This window comes from Nonomuraea sp. CA-141351, assembly GCF_050944675.1.
Taxonomy (GTDB): domain Bacteria; phylum Actinomycetota; class Actinomycetes; order Streptosporangiales; family Streptosporangiaceae; genus Nonomuraea.
This window is the reverse complement of the sequence record NZ_CP191982.1, coordinates 6,800,562-6,814,158: the sequence shown is the minus strand read 5'-3', so window position 1 is coordinate 6,814,158 and position 13,597 is coordinate 6,800,562. Positions and strand designations below refer to the sequence as shown.

Here is a 13,597-nt window from a genome sequence, read left to right as displayed (position 1 = left end):
TCTACCTCTCGATGTCCACGGTGAACCGGTCGAAGATCGCCTGTCCTGTGCCGTCTCCCGCGGCGAACAGGCCGAGCACCGCTCCCACCCAGCGGCCCTGGGTGGCCTGGAAGGGCGTACCGACCTCGCACAGCCCGTCGCCGGTGTCGGCCAGGAACGTGACCAGCGCGCCCTCGCCGACGCGTGCTCCGATGACGACCTGGTCGCGCACCGGCACCGGCTCCATGTCCCCGCACACCAGCACCAGCCCGTCCGGTGTGCGCTCCACCCCGACAAAGGCGTAGGTGTCACCGGTCACCACCAGCCCCGCCCTCCCCTGGCCTTCCAGGGTGAGGCTGGTGGTGACCGTGCAGGGGTCGCCGGGCAACCGCTGCCCGAGCACGGACGGACGCTCCCGCAGATCCTCCGACCCCGGCACACAGGCCAGGCGGAGGGTGCCGTCGCTCACCTGCCACCAGGAGGGGTCGGGGTTGGCCTGCCAGCTCCACTGCAGCCCCAGCTCGGGCCCGGCGAAGTCGTCGGAGGTGGCGGGCTCACTCGGCGTGCCACCCTCGACCGGGACGGGCGCCTCGGCCACCGGCTCGCCGTTGTCGCCCATGACCGGCCAGCCGTCCTCTGCCCAGGTCATGGGCTGCAGGTGGACGACCCGGCCGTAGGGGCCACGGTCCTGGAAATGCATGAACCAGTGCTCACCGGACGCGGTGTCCACCCAGCCGCCCTGATGAGGCCCGTTCACCTCGGTGCCGCCCTGCTCCAGCACGATCCGGTCCTCGTACGGCCCGAAGACCGAATCGGCTCGGAACACCGACTGCCAGCCCTGCTCCACACCCCCGGCCGGAGCGAAGATCCAGTAGACGCCGTCGCGCTTGTAGAGCTTGGGTCCCTCCAGCGTCCGGTAGCCGGGAAGCAGGTCGGCGTCGATGACCAGGGTGCCCTCGTCCAGCACCTTCCGGGCGTCCGGCGACATGCGGTGCAGCGTGAGCCGGTTCTTCACACCCGCGCGGCTCTTGGCCCAGGCGTGCACCAGGTAGGCCTGGCCGTCGTCGTCCCACAGCGGGCACGGGTCGATCAGCCCGAGGCCGGGCTTGACCATGTGCGGCTCGGTCCACGGCCCGCGCGGGTCGGCGGCGTTCACCTGGTGGATGCCCACGTCGGGGTCGCCGTAGAAGATCCAGAAGCGGCCGTCGTGGTGGCGCAGGGAGGGCGCCCACACCCCGCAGCCGGGCCGCACATCGTCGTAGCCGCTGGTCACGGCATGCCCGATGATCGTCCAGTTCACCAGGTCACGCGAGTGCAGGATCGGCAGCCCTGGCACCTTGGTGAAGGTCGAGGCCGTCAGATAGAAGTCGTCGCCGACGCGGATCACGTCGGGGTCGGACCAGTCGGCGTTCAGGACGGGGTTGCGGTAGGTCGAGGTCATCCCTTCACCGCCCCGGCCGACAGCCCCTGGACGAGGTAGCGCTGGATGAAGGCGAAGACGATGACGACGGGCAGTGCGGCGACGACGCCGCCGGCGGCGAGGGCGCCGAGGTCGACGCTGTTCTCGCCGAGGTTGTAGGCCAGGCCCACGGGCACGGTGAACTTCTCCTGGTCGTTGATGAACATGAGGGCGAAAAGGAAGTTGTTCCAGCTGTGGATGAAGGCGAACGAGCCGACCGCCACCAGCGCCGGGCGCAGCAGCGGCAGCACGATGGCCAGGAAGGCGCGCAGCCGCGAGCAGCCGTCGACCCAGGCCGCCTGCTCGAGCTCGTACGGGATGTTCCTGATGAAGCCGCTGATGAGGATCAGGGAGAGCGGCAGCTGGAAGACCGTCTCCGCGATGACCAGGCTCCACAGCGAGTTGGTCAGCGCCAGTGTCCGGAAGATCTCGAACAGCGGGATGATCATCAGGGCGCCCGGAATGAACTGCGTGCAGAGCATCCCGACCATGAACGCGCCCTTGCCGCGGAAGGTGTAGCGGGCCAGGGCGTACCCGCCGGCCAGGGCGACGACCGTGGTGGCGATCAGGGAGGCGAGGCCGACGAGCAGGCTGTTCTGGAAGAAGACGGCGAACCCCATCCCATTCCAGACCGTGTCGAAGTGCTCGAACGTGATAGGCCACGGCACCATCGACATCGATCCCGCCGGGCGGAACGCGAAGACCAGCATCCAGTAGAACGGCACCAGCGTGAACAGCAGGTACAGGCCCAGCGGGACGTAGATCTGCCAGCGGGACACCCGGTTCGCCCGGGCTCGCACCGGGGCGGACAGGACGCGCGGACGCTCGGACACCAGGGTCATGACTTCGCCCCGAACTTGCTCAGACGCAGATAGACGATGGAGAAGAAGGTGAGGATCACGAACGCCACGGTGGTCAGCGCCGTGGCATAGCCGAAGTCGTGCGACTGTGCGGCCAGCCCGGCGACGTACAGCGGCAGTGTGGTGGTCTGGTGGGCCGGGCCGCCGCCGGTCAGCGTGTACAGGAGGTCGACGTTGTTGAACTCCCACACCGAGCGCAGCAGCGTGGACAGGATGATCGCGTCCCTCAGGTGCGGCAGCGTGATGTGGAAGAACCTGCGCATCCGGCTCGCGCCGTCGACCGAGGCCGCCTCGTACAGCTCCTTCGACACCGACTGCAGGTCGGCCAGGAGCAGGATCGCGAAGAACGGCACCCCCCGCCACAGCTCGGCCACCACTGCGGCCCAGAACACCGTGCCGGGGTTGGCCAGCGGCGCGGCCCCGTAGTCCATCAGGCCCATGTCGGCGAGGTAGCGCGACATCCCGGTGAGCGGGTTGTAGAGCAGGACCCAGATGGCGGTGGTCAGCACGCCGGAGACGGCCCACGGCGAGAAGACCAGTGCCCGCGACAGCGCCCGGCCTACGAAGCTCTCGTTCACGATCAGCGCGAGCACGAGCCCCAGCACGAACTGGATCGCGACCTCGACGACCACCCAGCGGGCGGTGAAGCCGAGGCTCTGCCAGAACAGCGGGTCCTCGAACAGCAGCCTGCGGAAGTTGTCGAGCCCGGCGAAGCCGTTGTCCCAGGGCTTGGTCACGTTGTACCGCTGGAGGCTGTAGTAGATCACGCTGGCCATCGGGTAGACGAGGAACCCGAGCATCGCGACCAACGACGGAGCGATCAGCAGGTAGGGCGTCAGCGCTCCCCGGCGAGGACGACGGGTCGCTGGAACGGCGGCCACGTATGTGACTCCTTTGTTACGATTCCGGCCGTTGTGCCGGATGCTGCAAGCGGTTGCAGGAAACGTTGCGGTAGCACGAACGCAACGTCAATGGCCCGTGACCGTACGAGATGCCACTGAGCAGGAAAAATCGCCGCAATCTCGAAATTTTCGGTGCGATGGTCTGGTGGCCTGCGGACTCAGCGGAGCAAAGTGTGAGGATGACCGTCGAAGACCCGGCCACGCCGTTGCCCAAGCTGGCCCTGATCGCCCGGGAGGCGGGCGTTTCGGTGGCAACCGTTTCCAAGGCGCTCAACGGCAGGCCGGACGTCTCCGCGCAGACCCGCCGGCTGATCGCCGAGGTGCTGGAGCGGCTCGGCTATCCCAGGCAGCGCCTCAAGCCCGCCAAGGGCAGCCTGGTCGACGTCGTGTTACAGGGGCTGGGCTCGGCGTACGCGCTGGCGATCCTCGAGGGCGTGGAGGAGGCCGCCTGGCGGCTGGGCGTGGACCTGGTCCTGTCCGCCGTGGTCGACCGCACCAAGCACGGCCAGCCACCGCCCGCCTGGATGGACCGGATCAGCGCGCGCGACAGCGCCGGCGTCCTGCTCGTACGCACCATGCCGACCGCCACTCAGCGGACGTGGATGGCCGACCACGGCATCCCCGCGGTGATCGTCGAGCCGCCCCGGAACGCCCCGCACAACATGCCCGTCGTCGCCTCCACGAACCTGGCCGGCGCCCGCGCCGCGACCGAGCACCTCATCGGCCTGGGCCACGAGCGCATCGCCATCGTGACCGGCCGCCCCGGGGTGCCGTCCGCCAGGGAACGGCGGGCCGGCTATCGCCGGGCCATGGGCGCGGCGGGGCTCAAAGTCGACCCGCGCTGGGAGGTGTGCGGCTACTTCCAGCGGGAGGATGCTCTCACGGCCACCAGGGCGATGCTCGCCTCGCTGCCCGAACCGCCGACCGCCGTCTTCGCCTGCTCCGACGTCATGGCGCTCGGGGTCTACCAGGCGCTCGGCGAGCGTGGCCTGCAGGTTCCTGACGACGTGAGCGTGGTCGGCTTCGACGATTCGCTGGCTGCGGTGCATGCCACGCCGGAGCTGACGACCGTCCGCCAGCCGTGGCCCGAACTGGGCGCGGCCGGGCTCACCGCCCTGCTCTCCGGCAGACCGCCGGCGAGGGTGGAGATGCCGACCACCCTCGTCGTACGGTCCAGCACGGCGACCGCATGAAAGTTTCACGCGCGACCTCCTTTTCTGACCCGGATTTAGTTTGTTGAGTTGACATACCTATTCCGGTGCTTCTTTCTCGGTGGCTACGAGGAAGGAGAACGCGAGATGTACATGCGCAAGCTCGTGGGCGTCGCCCTGCTCACGGCGACGGCGATCGTCTACGGGGCGTCGCCGCAGGCCGCCCAGGCGGCCGCCGCGCCCGTGACGGGCGGTGTCTACCAGCTCAAAGTGACCAAGAGCGGTATGTGTCTGGATGTCTCCGGCGGCTCGCCGGACAACGGCGCGTTGCTGCAGCAGTGGGGGTGCACCGCTGACCCTGGCAGCGGTTCACCGTGGTGTCCGCCGGGTCGGATTCCTACACTCTCCGCAACCTGAACAGCGGCCGGTGCGTCGATGTGCCGAACGGCGCGGCCACCAGCGGGCTGCGGCTGCAGCAATGGGGGTGCGGTGACGGCACCAAGAGCAATCAGTTGTGGCGGTTCGTCGCCTCGGGGAGCGGCACGTACCAGGTCATCAGTGTCGCCACCGGGTTGTGCATGAGTGACGAGGGCGCCTCCACCGCCTCCGGAGCCGCGATCATCCAGGAGACCTGCACGGCCAACACCAACAAGCAGTGGCTGTTCGCCTCCGTCGGCGGGCGCACCTGGTCCAACGCCGCCGACGGGTTCGCCGCCACCAGCGGCAACGGCCTGGATGCCACCACCGGCGGCGCGGCCGGAGCCACGGTGACCGTCACCACCTACGCCGACCTGGTCAAGTACGCCACCGCCAGTGAGCCGTACGTCATCAAGGTCAACGGCGCCGTCACCGTCACGCCGTACGGCACCGAGATCAAAATCGCCTCCAACAAGACCATCGTCGGCGTCGGCACCAAGGGCCACATCGTCAACGGCGGCTTCTTCCTCGGCTCCGGCGTGAGCAACGTCATCATCCGCAACCTGACCATCCGCGACACCCGCATGGCGGACGACGACCAGGACGACAAGCTCTACGACTACGACGGCATCCAGATGGACACCGCCCACCACGTCTGGATCGACCACAACACGGTCACCCGGATGAACGACGGGCTGATCGACAGCCGTAAGGACACCAGTTACCTCACCGTGTCCTGGAACGTCCTGTCGGAGAACAACAAGGCGTTCGGCATCGGCTGGACCGACAACGTCACGGCCCGGATGACCATCCACCACAACTGGATCCACGACACCAACCAGCGCAACCCCAGCACCGACAACGTCGCCTACGCGCATCTGTACAACAACTACCTGCAGAACGTCACCAGCTACGGCAACTACTCGCGCGGCGCCACCAAGATGGTGATCGAGAACAGCTACTACGACACGGTCAAGGACCCCTTCTACCCCGACTCCACCGCGCAGCTCCGCCAGAGCGGCAGCATCCTGGTCAACTGCACGGGCAAGCAGACCACCAGCGGCTCCGCCTTCACCCCGAGCTCGTTCTACTCCTACAGCCTCGACCCGGCCGCCAACGTGCCGTCCCTGCTCAGGACGTACGCGGGCCCCCAGGCCAATATCGGGACCTGACGCAAGCGCGAACCGGCGCCCCACCTACGCCCCGCAGGTGGGGCGCCGGCCTGATGGACAACGACCGGGCCCTCGGCACCCTGATACGCCTTGTCCGCCAGGGTGATGACGCGGAACCTGCGCGCCGACATCGGCATCCAACAGCGCATGAACGTACGTCGCCTCCTATGTTCGACCGCTCTGGCAGCCCCGGTCCTGTACGCCGCGGTCAACCTGATCGCGCTCCAGCTGATCGCCCATCCGACGGGAGAGCTCAATCCCTGGTACGAAGAGCCATGGAATGACATGTTGCTGGAGCAGCTGGAGCGGGAGGTCGCGCATGCGCGGAATGTGACGCTCGGCATCACCCTGATCCTGGCCGCCGAGGCGGCTCTCATCGCCGTGCTCGACCGGCTGAACCATCGATCACCCTCCAGGTCCAGCGTGCCGACCGGCGTCTGGTTCATCCTGTACGAACTGACTCTGGTCGTGGGTGTGCTGCTCTCTCCCCTGACCCGGTTTTGGCTGCTCAATGACGATGGCGATCTCGAGATGATGGCTCCCGAGTGGCATTCGCCCGCGTTGATCGCCATCCCCGTCCTGACACTCATAGGCCTGATCGCCTGGATGTCCGGCCCGCCGGACGCTGTACCGGGTCCGCGCGATGAGCGGTGAGGGGGTCAGCGTGCCTTGGGGAAGGCGGCGCGCCGGCTGGAGACTCCCGTGCGCCTCAACGGTCGAAGGGCGACGATACATCATTCCGGAGCGCGCGCTCTGTTATTGTGGTCCGCATGCCTCGGCCCCGGGCTGACGGAGGGCCGGAGCGGTTGACGGTGCGGGGGCTGGCGGCGGCCTCCGGGTGTCGAACGGGGCGATCTGCCACGCGTTCGGGTCACTCCCGGTCGCCTGCTGCGCCCGTGCCGCGCGGTAGCCGCGCGGGCCGCCGTTGCGTGTGATCTCGCGGCCGACGGTCGACCTCGGCCGCTCCAGGCGACGGGCGATCTCCGCTTGGACGAGCCCTTCCGCCAGTCCTTCGGCGATCTTGTGGCGGTCCTGGTATGTCAGGTGGCCTCCCGGCATGCGTCCCCTCGCCGGTGCTCGGTTTCTACACACGGTATGAGTTGTTGCATTTGCCCACATTGTCGTTTCGCCAATCAATCAATCCTGAACTGCGATTACGACGTTTACGGATTGCCGAATCATCAAACGCATCCGTAGCTTTTCCATATGCGTGAACGATCGCCGTTCCCGCGGAGGGCGTGGGCCGCGCCGTGTCGCATGTGCTCGAGCTCTACCAGAACATGCGCGAACTCCTGATCGAGGAGATCAGCCGACAGAGACTCACTTGGCTGGAGGAACCGTGGACATCGTCAATCTGACAGACCCGGCACTCATGCAGGACCCCTTCGGCGGCTTCGCTCGAATCCGCGAGGAGGGGCCAATGGTCAGGGCCTCCTATCCCGGAGATGTGACTCCGATGTGGCTGATCACCCGCTACGAGGACGTGAAGAACGTGCTCAGCGACACCCGGTTCGTCAACAATCCGGCGAGCGTGCCCGGGATGGATGTGGGCAACATTCGCGAGCAGCTCATGGCGGCCACGGACATCGACCAGGAAGTGGCCCCTTACCTCCTCGGCAGCATCCTCGACGCGGACGGCGCCGACCACCTCCGGCTGCGCCGCCTGGTCTCCCGCGAGTTCACCGCCCGCCGGGTCATCGACCTGCGTCCCCGCATTGGCGAGATCACGGAGTCGCTGCTCGACCTGCTGGACGACGAGACCGACCTGATCGAGGACTTCGCCTACCCGCTGCCGATCGCGGTCATCTGCGAACTGGTCGGCGTACCCGAGCGGGACCGTCTCGCCTGGCGCGAGCAGGGTGAGGCCCTCATGACCCTCCCGCCCGGCGCGGTGAACGCACCGTGGCGGGGCATGATCGAGCTGTCCCGGGACCTGATCGAACGGCGGCGCGCGGAACCGGGGAACGACCTGATGTCGGCTTTGATCCGCACCCACGACGAGGACGGCGACCGGCTGAGCGACCGCGAACTGATCACCATGATCATCACCCTCATCCTGGCCGGGCACGAGACGACCACGCACCTGATCGGCAACGGCACCCTGGCCCTGCTCACCCACCCCGACCAGCTCGACCTGGTGAAGAAGGACCCAGGGCTGTGGCCGCGTGCCGTACACGAGCTGATGCGCTGGTGCGGGCCGGTGAACGGCACCCAGATGCGGTACGCGGCCGAGGACGTCGAGATCGACGGTCAGACGATCAAGAAGGGCGAGGGTGTCATCCCGGTCCTGGTGAGCGCCAACTACGACCCGCGCCGCTTCGCCGACCCCGAAGGGCTCGATGTGAGCCGTGAGCAGGATTCCCGGCGCGAGGTGCACGTGGGCTTCGGTCACGGGCTGCACTATTGCCTGGGGGCGGCGCTGGCGCGCAGCGAGGCGGAGATCGCGTTCAACGCGCTGTTCCGCCGGTTCCCCGACCTCGCCCTGGCCGGTGAACCGGAGCGGCAGTACGTGCCGTGGTCCTGGCGCCTCGCGAGGCTCCCCGTCCGGTTGTCCCACTAGGCGCTCCTGAGACTTTGACGGACTGTCTTGATGAACCCCCCTATTCCGCGCTGCCCTCTATTTACGCAACGCTGGGATGACGGCGGTGATCGGCGATCTCGTTCGGCCGATCCATGCGTACATGGCGAAAGCGCGGGCGGACGCGGTTCCCGTTCAGACGGAAGTTCTCGTCTTGGAGGACGCCATGCACTCTGGTGGAATCCGGATGTCGACGAAGCCGAGCCGCGGAAGAAAGCGGAGGCCTTCGTCACGGACCCCGGGAGCTCGCGGCGCATCCCTCCACACGCCACCGGGGGAGCCGTGGATCTGACCCTGGCGGACGCACATGGGCGCGAGCTCGACATGGGCACGCCGTATGACCACTTCGGGCCGGAGCCGGCCGCGCTCTACTTCGAAGACAACGCCCAGAACACGGCTGCCAGGAACAATCGGCGGATACTCCGGGACGCGATGACGGGCGCTGCTTTCGATACGACGCCGATGAATGGCGGCACTTCGTTTTCGGCAACCAGACCTGGGCTGCGCACTACAGCGCGCCGGTCGCCTGTTATGGCGAGATCGATGTCTTCGACAAGAAAGCGGCCGCTCTCGTGCGGTCACCTGTTGATCCCTTGCCCGTACGCCCGCGATGGCCGGCTCGCGACCGCCATCATGCCTAATTTCCCGACTGACTTACATCAGCTGTAAATTCACTCGAAAGTGGTGTCATCTGTGAAAACAACTCACCAGGCCCCGAGACTCATACGCGTGGCGCCCGCGATCGGGCTGTTCTTCCTGGCGCCGCTGGACGCAGAGGCCCTCATGGGGAACTTCCCGCTCGCCAGCCCGATCGGTGTCGTGGGGTTCCTCGCCGTACTTCCCCTGTACGGGGCCGGCGCTCTGTTCATCCGCGAGGTGGTCCGGCGGAGCGGGCGCGGCTGGCCGACCATGCTCGCGCTCGCGCTGGCGTACGGGATGTACGAGGAAGCGTTCGTCACCCAGACGCTTTGGAACGAGGACTGGGTCGGCATCCGCATCCTCGACTACGGCTACATGCCCGCGCTGGGGACGGCGCTGCCGTGGATCATGTTCATGGTAGGCGTGCACACCATCTGGAGCATCAGCGTCCCGATCGCGATCATGGAGACGCTGGCCGGTCCGCGTCGCACCACGCCATGGTTGAAGAAGCGCGGCTTCGTGGCCGTGGGCGTGATCTTCGCCGTCTACTCAGTGTTCGCAGCCGTCGGCAACGCCGCCCAGGAGGGAGGGCTGCTCGCCGGCCTGCCCCAGTTCATCGTGGCGGCCGTGGTGGTTGCCGCGCTCGTTGTGCTCGGCCTGCGCCTGCGCCGCAGCGCCCCCACGGTCGAGGGGACGGCGCCCGGCCCGTGGGCGGTGTTCGCCTTCGCCCTGGTGGCCGGTGCGATCTTCGTCCTCCTCTACGCGGTCGACCCCACCGGCCTGTCGCCGTGGCTGGCGATCCCCATCCCGGCGTGGGGCAGCGTGCTCATCTACCTGGCCCTGTTCGCCACGGTCGGCCTGCTGGTGAGGCGCTGGTCGCACCGCTCCAACTGGTCGGACGCGCACCGGCTGGCGCTCGCGGCAGGGGCCATGCTCACGTACGCGTGGCACTCGTTCCCATGGAAGCCGACCTTGACCGTGCCCATCGACCAGGCGGTCGACCTGACCAGCAACACGATCACAACGGTCGGTGCCGGCGTCCTGCTCGTGATCGCGGCCCGCCGGGTCTCCGCGTGACCAGCGGGCAGCGGCCACGGGCCCTACCAGCGATGGTCGCAACGCCGCGTGCACGCTATCTCGCATGACCAGGAGCTGAAATGATCTACCAAGGGCGGGCCAATGCGCCCGCCATCGCTCCGCTCAGCGAGACCCGGCTCTGGTCACGATGGCGCCGTAGCCATCAGGCCCGAGCTCGACGATGCCACTGCCAACGGAGACCCGACCGTGGCGCAGAGCGGCACTGGAGTGCTGTCGGCGTGCTTCCTGCGGGCGGCGTACTCGCTCTGCTCGCAGGAGCCAGGCCGGGTCGGCGGTTCAGCGGCCGGTGCGGAGTTGACCGGTTGCAGGGCCATGACGGAGGTCGTCGCAAGCACGACCTACAGAGATTTGCGAGGCATCGAGACTCCTGACTCTTGGTTCAGAATGACGTGGTCGAAGAGGTCGGATGCTGCACGCGTCCGGAGATCGGCTCCGCTGCGAGTACGTGCTGCGGCTGGTGGGCGGGCGCCGCGCGGGGCGCCCGCCCACCGTGCCGGGTCAGTGCAGGGGCCGGCCGGTCACCGACAGCGGCCGCTCCTCCGTCGCGCGCACCGAGGCGGGCGGCTGTGAGGGGTATTCGGGAGCGCAGTGTGTGCCGTTCGGCGGCAGTTTCAGGCTTGTCAGGTATGTCTCGATGTGGGTGCGGGCGCAGGTGCTGTTGCGGTACTGGCCGTGGCCGACGCCGTCGTACTCGAGGATCGTGGTCTTGGGGATCTGTGCGGCCGCGGCGTAGTTCCAGGCTGCCGGGGTGCCGACGTCGTAGCGGGCCTTGGGCAGCAGGGTGGGCTGGGTTCCTGAGATGTCCAGGCGGTGCTGTGGGTTGGTCACCTTGCCCTGCCAGTTCAGGCAGCTCATCACGTCCGACCAGAACGGTGAGAGCTTGGTGTGCGGGTAGAGCGCTTCCAGCCGTTTGCGGTACTGGTCGAGCTCCTTGAAGCCGCTGACCTGCCACTTCCAGTCGGAGCACCAGATGGCCGGGTAGGCGTAGTTGACGGTCTCCGCCTTCGGCGTGGCCACGGTGCGGAGCTGGGCGGCCTTGCCGGCCTGGAGGGCCTTCAGGGTCGTGGCCACGTCGAACCAGCTGCCGGCCGGGTCGTACATGCCGTCGAACAGGAACACGCGCAGCTGCTCGGCCGTGATCGGATCGCCGGTCGAGGGGTCCTTCAGCGTGCCGTCGGCCGCCTTGCGGTGCAGCCCGTCCCAGAGCGCCGTGACGTCCTGGCCGTGGAGCGGGCAGGACTGCGTCTGGCCGCACCATCTGGCGAACGCCTTGAACGAGCCCTCGAAGTCCTCGGTGGTCGTCTGCAGGTAGCGGAAGGCGGAGGTGATGCTGTGGTCCATGTTCGAGTCGATGGCCATGGCCCGCAGGTTGCGCGGGAACAGCTCGGCGTACTGCTGGCCGACCTGGGTGCCGTAGGAGATGGCGAAGAAGCTGATCTGCCGCTCGCCCAGCGCGGCGCGGATGGAATCGACGTCGCGGGCGGCGCTGGTGGTGTCCACGTGGTCGAACGCCGGGCCGGTGCGCTCGCGGCAGTTCTGCGCGAGTTTCGCGTTGTAGGCGAGCCAGGCCTTGTACTCGCTCTCGCTGGCCGGGTAGGTGAGCGGCCCCTGCTCCACCACGTCCAGGTCGCACTGGACCGGGTTGCTGCGGGCGACGCCGCGCGGGTCCACGCTGACCAGGTCGAAGTACTGGCGCAGCGCGCTCTCGGCGGGGATGGCGTTGCGGAGGATGAACGGGTTGATCCCCGAGGCGCCGGGCCCGCCCGGATGCACGATCAGCACGCCGATCCGCTTGGCGGGGTCGAGCGCCTTGAGCCGGCCGATCGCCAGGTCGAGGGATGCGCCCGACGGGTTCGCGTAGTCGACCGGGACCTTGATCGTGGCGCATTCGCCGCCGTACTCGCCGCACGCCTCCCAGCTGACGGGGGCGGGGGCGGTTACCTGGGGTTTCGGTTTGGCTGAGGCGGCTGTGGCAGTCGCGGTGGCGAGCGCTACACCCGCCAGGAGGGCACTGACTAACCTTTTTCGCATTGAATTCCTATCTCAGATTGCTGCTGTCCTGCCAGCTGGCCAGGCAGATCGACGCGTGGACCCTGATGCGATGCCTCGATCGCCGTGGAGGCCGAGTGTCACGGCGGCCGACCCCGGTCCCTTGAGAGGATCGGCAGGGTCCTCGGCGCCTTCGCATCCCGCCGAATCTCGGGTCGCCCGCAAGAACGGTGAAGAGTGTGGCTCAAGGGAAGTGGTGATCCATCGCTGGGCCATGTGCCCCCACGCGCACCTCGACTGGGATCCCTGAGCGCGCCGGCCGGTCTTCCAGCCGTTTCCCAGCTTCTGCGCGAGGCCCTCGGCTCCGCTCAGACGAAGATCCTCATGCGACCGCTTCCGCCAACGTTCCAAGATCGACCCGTTACTTTGGGTAATTGCTCGGTCATAATGGCTCCCCAGAAGATACATCATTCCGGAGCACGTGCTCTGTTATAGTTGGGGCATGCCTCGTCGTCGGACGCATGATCTCGATCGGTTGCTGGATGTCGCTGAGCAGCTGGTGGCCGACGGCGGTCCGGAGCGGTTCACGGTGCGGGCGCTGGCGGCGGCCTCCGGGGTGTCGAACGGGGCGATCTACCACGCGTTCGGGTCGTTGCCGGTGCTGCTCGGGCGGTTGTGGCTGAGGGCGGCGGAAGATTTCCTGGATCTGCAGGTCGAGCTCGTCGACGCGGTGCGTGGGGGCGACCGCGAGGCGGCAGTCGAGGCAGTGGCGGCGGCGGCGAGCGCGCCCGCGGTGTTCGCCGACCGCCGGCCCGCCGCGGCCCGGATGCTCATAGCGGTGCGCCGTGACCAGTTGCTCGGTCCCGAGGTGCCGCAGGAGCTGGCCGAGGCGATGTTCGCCCTGGACAAGCGGTTGGTGGCGTTGCTGACCCGCCTGTCGCGGGCATTGTGGGATCGAGCTGACGGGGCGAGCGTCGAGGTGGTGACACTGTGCGTGGTCGACTTGCCGACGGCTGTGTTCCGCCGGGCGTTGACCGGGCCGACCACGGACGGCCGGCCCTCGATCGGAGCCGACAGCCGAGAACGTCTGAAGGCGGCTGTCCGCGCGGTCCTCGCCCTCCCGCCGCCCCCACGGGCCGTGCGGCCTTCTGGCGGTTGATCGTGGTCGACACCCCTTCAGCCGGACTGATAGGCAAGACGGCTCGGGCCTGGCTCGCGCAGACCCGGCCCACCCGCCTGATCGGCGGCGGCTTCTGGTCGCCCGGCCAGGCCGTACACGCTGCCCTCGGCGTGTCCTTCGTCGTGCTGATCCACCTGCACAAGGTCAAGGCCGCCAAGCTCCCGCCATGACCT

13 protein-coding genes and 1 pseudogene are annotated in these 13,597 nt (G+C 67.9%); 9 read left to right on the top strand and 5 right to left on the bottom strand.

The genetic code is table 11. The features are described 5' to 3' along the window. Position 1: 1 nt before the first annotated feature. From ACQPWU_RS32280 to ACQPWU_RS32270, 3 genes are read right to left on the bottom strand one after another with little or no spacing between them, the layout of a single operon-like run. Entirely contained in the window at positions 2-1,420 is a 1,419-nt protein-coding gene (locus ACQPWU_RS32280; protein WP_433428325.1) for a glycoside hydrolase family 43 protein, read from the bottom strand. Continuing rightward, a complete protein-coding gene (locus tag ACQPWU_RS32275) occupies positions 1,417-2,280 on the bottom strand; it encodes a carbohydrate ABC transporter permease (RefSeq protein WP_433428322.1) in 864 nt (287 codons plus the stop codon). Before ACQPWU_RS32275 ends, ACQPWU_RS32280 begins: the two co-directional genes overlap by 4 nt. Continuing rightward, on the bottom strand, positions 2,277-3,179 hold the full coding sequence (locus ACQPWU_RS32270) for a carbohydrate ABC transporter permease (protein WP_433428319.1): 903 nt from the start codon (positions 3,177-3,179) through the stop codon (positions 2,277-2,279). The genes ACQPWU_RS32275 and ACQPWU_RS32270 overlap by 4 nt, the downstream gene beginning before the upstream one ends. A 200-nt stretch (positions 3,180-3,379) precedes the next feature. Here ACQPWU_RS32270 and ACQPWU_RS32265 point away from each other — a divergent pair, with 200 nt between their 5' ends. The 4 genes from ACQPWU_RS32265 (at position 3,380) to ACQPWU_RS32250 (ending at position 6,594) form a co-directional block, all read left to right on the top strand. Beyond that, complete coding sequence (locus ACQPWU_RS32265; RefSeq protein WP_433428317.1) at positions 3,380-4,393, top strand: LacI family DNA-binding transcriptional regulator; 1,014 nt, start codon at positions 3,380-3,382, stop codon at positions 4,391-4,393. A 105-nt stretch (positions 4,394-4,498) separates the two neighbouring features. Continuing rightward, entirely contained in the window at positions 4,499-4,768 is a 270-nt protein-coding gene (locus ACQPWU_RS32260) for an RICIN domain-containing protein (protein ID WP_433428315.1), read from the top strand. After that, complete coding sequence (locus ACQPWU_RS32255) at positions 4,726-5,940, top strand: RICIN domain-containing protein (protein WP_433428313.1); 1,215 nt, start codon at positions 4,726-4,728, stop codon at positions 5,938-5,940. The genes ACQPWU_RS32260 and ACQPWU_RS32255 overlap by 43 nt, the downstream gene beginning before the upstream one ends. A 105-nt stretch (positions 5,941-6,045) precedes the next feature. Next, on the top strand, positions 6,046-6,594 hold the full coding sequence (locus ACQPWU_RS32250) for a hypothetical protein (RefSeq protein ID WP_433428311.1): 549 nt from the start codon (positions 6,046-6,048) through the stop codon (positions 6,592-6,594). A 225-nt stretch (positions 6,595-6,819) separates the two neighbouring features. Here ACQPWU_RS32250 and ACQPWU_RS32245 read toward each other — a convergent pair. Then, positions 6,820-6,999: pseudogene (locus tag ACQPWU_RS32245) on the bottom strand (helix-turn-helix domain-containing protein); the annotation flags it as partial. Between the two features lie 280 nt (positions 7,000-7,279). Here ACQPWU_RS32245 and ACQPWU_RS32240 point away from each other — a divergent pair. The 3 genes from ACQPWU_RS32240 to ACQPWU_RS32230 are packed head-to-tail and all read left to right on the top strand — an operon-like array spanning position 7,280 to position 10,234. Then, positions 7,280-8,500 (top strand): cytochrome P450 family protein, encoded by a 1,221-nt coding sequence (locus tag ACQPWU_RS32240; RefSeq protein ID WP_433428309.1) that lies wholly within the window; start codon positions 7,280-7,282, stop codon positions 8,498-8,500. A gap of 30 nt (positions 8,501-8,530) precedes the next feature. Then, the gene (locus ACQPWU_RS32235) at positions 8,531-9,187 is read left to right on the top strand and encodes a M15 family metallopeptidase (RefSeq protein ID WP_433428307.1); all 657 of its coding nucleotides are present in this window, start codon (positions 8,531-8,533) and stop codon (positions 9,185-9,187) included. Between the two features lie 60 nt (positions 9,188-9,247). After that, complete coding sequence (locus ACQPWU_RS32230) at positions 9,248-10,234, top strand: hypothetical protein (protein WP_433428305.1); 987 nt, start codon at positions 9,248-9,250, stop codon at positions 10,232-10,234. Positions 10,235-10,753: 519 nt separating this feature from the next. Here the strand turns inward: ACQPWU_RS32230 and ACQPWU_RS32225 are convergent. Beyond that, on the bottom strand, positions 10,754-12,286 hold the full coding sequence (locus ACQPWU_RS32225) for an alpha/beta fold hydrolase (protein ID WP_433428303.1): 1,533 nt from the start codon (positions 12,284-12,286) through the stop codon (positions 10,754-10,756). A 460-nt stretch (positions 12,287-12,746) separates the two neighbouring features. Here ACQPWU_RS32225 and ACQPWU_RS32220 point away from each other — a divergent pair, with 460 nt between their 5' ends. Both ACQPWU_RS32220 and ACQPWU_RS32215 read left to right on the top strand, forming a co-directional pair. Continuing rightward, positions 12,747-13,403, top strand: a complete 657-nt coding sequence (locus ACQPWU_RS32220) for a TetR/AcrR family transcriptional regulator (RefSeq protein ID WP_433428300.1) — start codon at positions 12,747-12,749, stop codon at positions 13,401-13,403. Continuing rightward, complete coding sequence (locus ACQPWU_RS32215) at positions 13,400-13,594, top strand: hypothetical protein (protein ID WP_433428299.1); 195 nt, start codon at positions 13,400-13,402, stop codon at positions 13,592-13,594. The genes ACQPWU_RS32220 and ACQPWU_RS32215 overlap by 4 nt, the downstream gene beginning before the upstream one ends. Positions 13,595-13,597: the final 3 nt, after the last annotated feature.

What these genes read in the sequence shown, in the direction of transcription:
- ACQPWU_RS32280 (WP_433428325.1), bottom strand. Translation starts at nt 1,420, where the DNA reads ATGACCTCGACCTACCGCAACCCCGTCCTGAACGCCGACTGGTCCGAC.
- ACQPWU_RS32275 (WP_433428322.1), bottom strand. Translation starts at nt 2,280, where the DNA reads ATGACCCTGGTGTCCGAGCGTCCGCGCGTCCTGTCCGCCCCGGTGCGA.
- ACQPWU_RS32265 (WP_433428317.1), top strand. Translation starts at nt 3,380, where the DNA reads ATGACCGTCGAAGACCCGGCCACGCCGTTGCCCAAGCTGGCCCTGATC.
- ACQPWU_RS32260 (WP_433428315.1), top strand. Translation starts at nt 4,499, where the DNA reads ATGTACATGCGCAAGCTCGTGGGCGTCGCCCTGCTCACGGCGACGGCG.
- ACQPWU_RS32250 (WP_433428311.1), top strand. Translation starts at nt 6,046, where the DNA reads ATGACGCGGAACCTGCGCGCCGACATCGGCATCCAACAGCGCATGAAC.
- ACQPWU_RS32235 (WP_433428307.1), top strand. Translation starts at nt 8,531, where the DNA reads ATGAACCCCCCTATTCCGCGCTGCCCTCTATTTACGCAACGCTGGGAT.
- ACQPWU_RS32225 (WP_433428303.1), bottom strand. Translation starts at nt 12,286, where the DNA reads ATGCGAAAAAGGTTAGTCAGTGCCCTCCTGGCGGGTGTAGCGCTCGCC.
- ACQPWU_RS32220 (WP_433428300.1), top strand. Translation starts at nt 12,747, where the DNA reads ATGCCTCGTCGTCGGACGCATGATCTCGATCGGTTGCTGGATGTCGCT.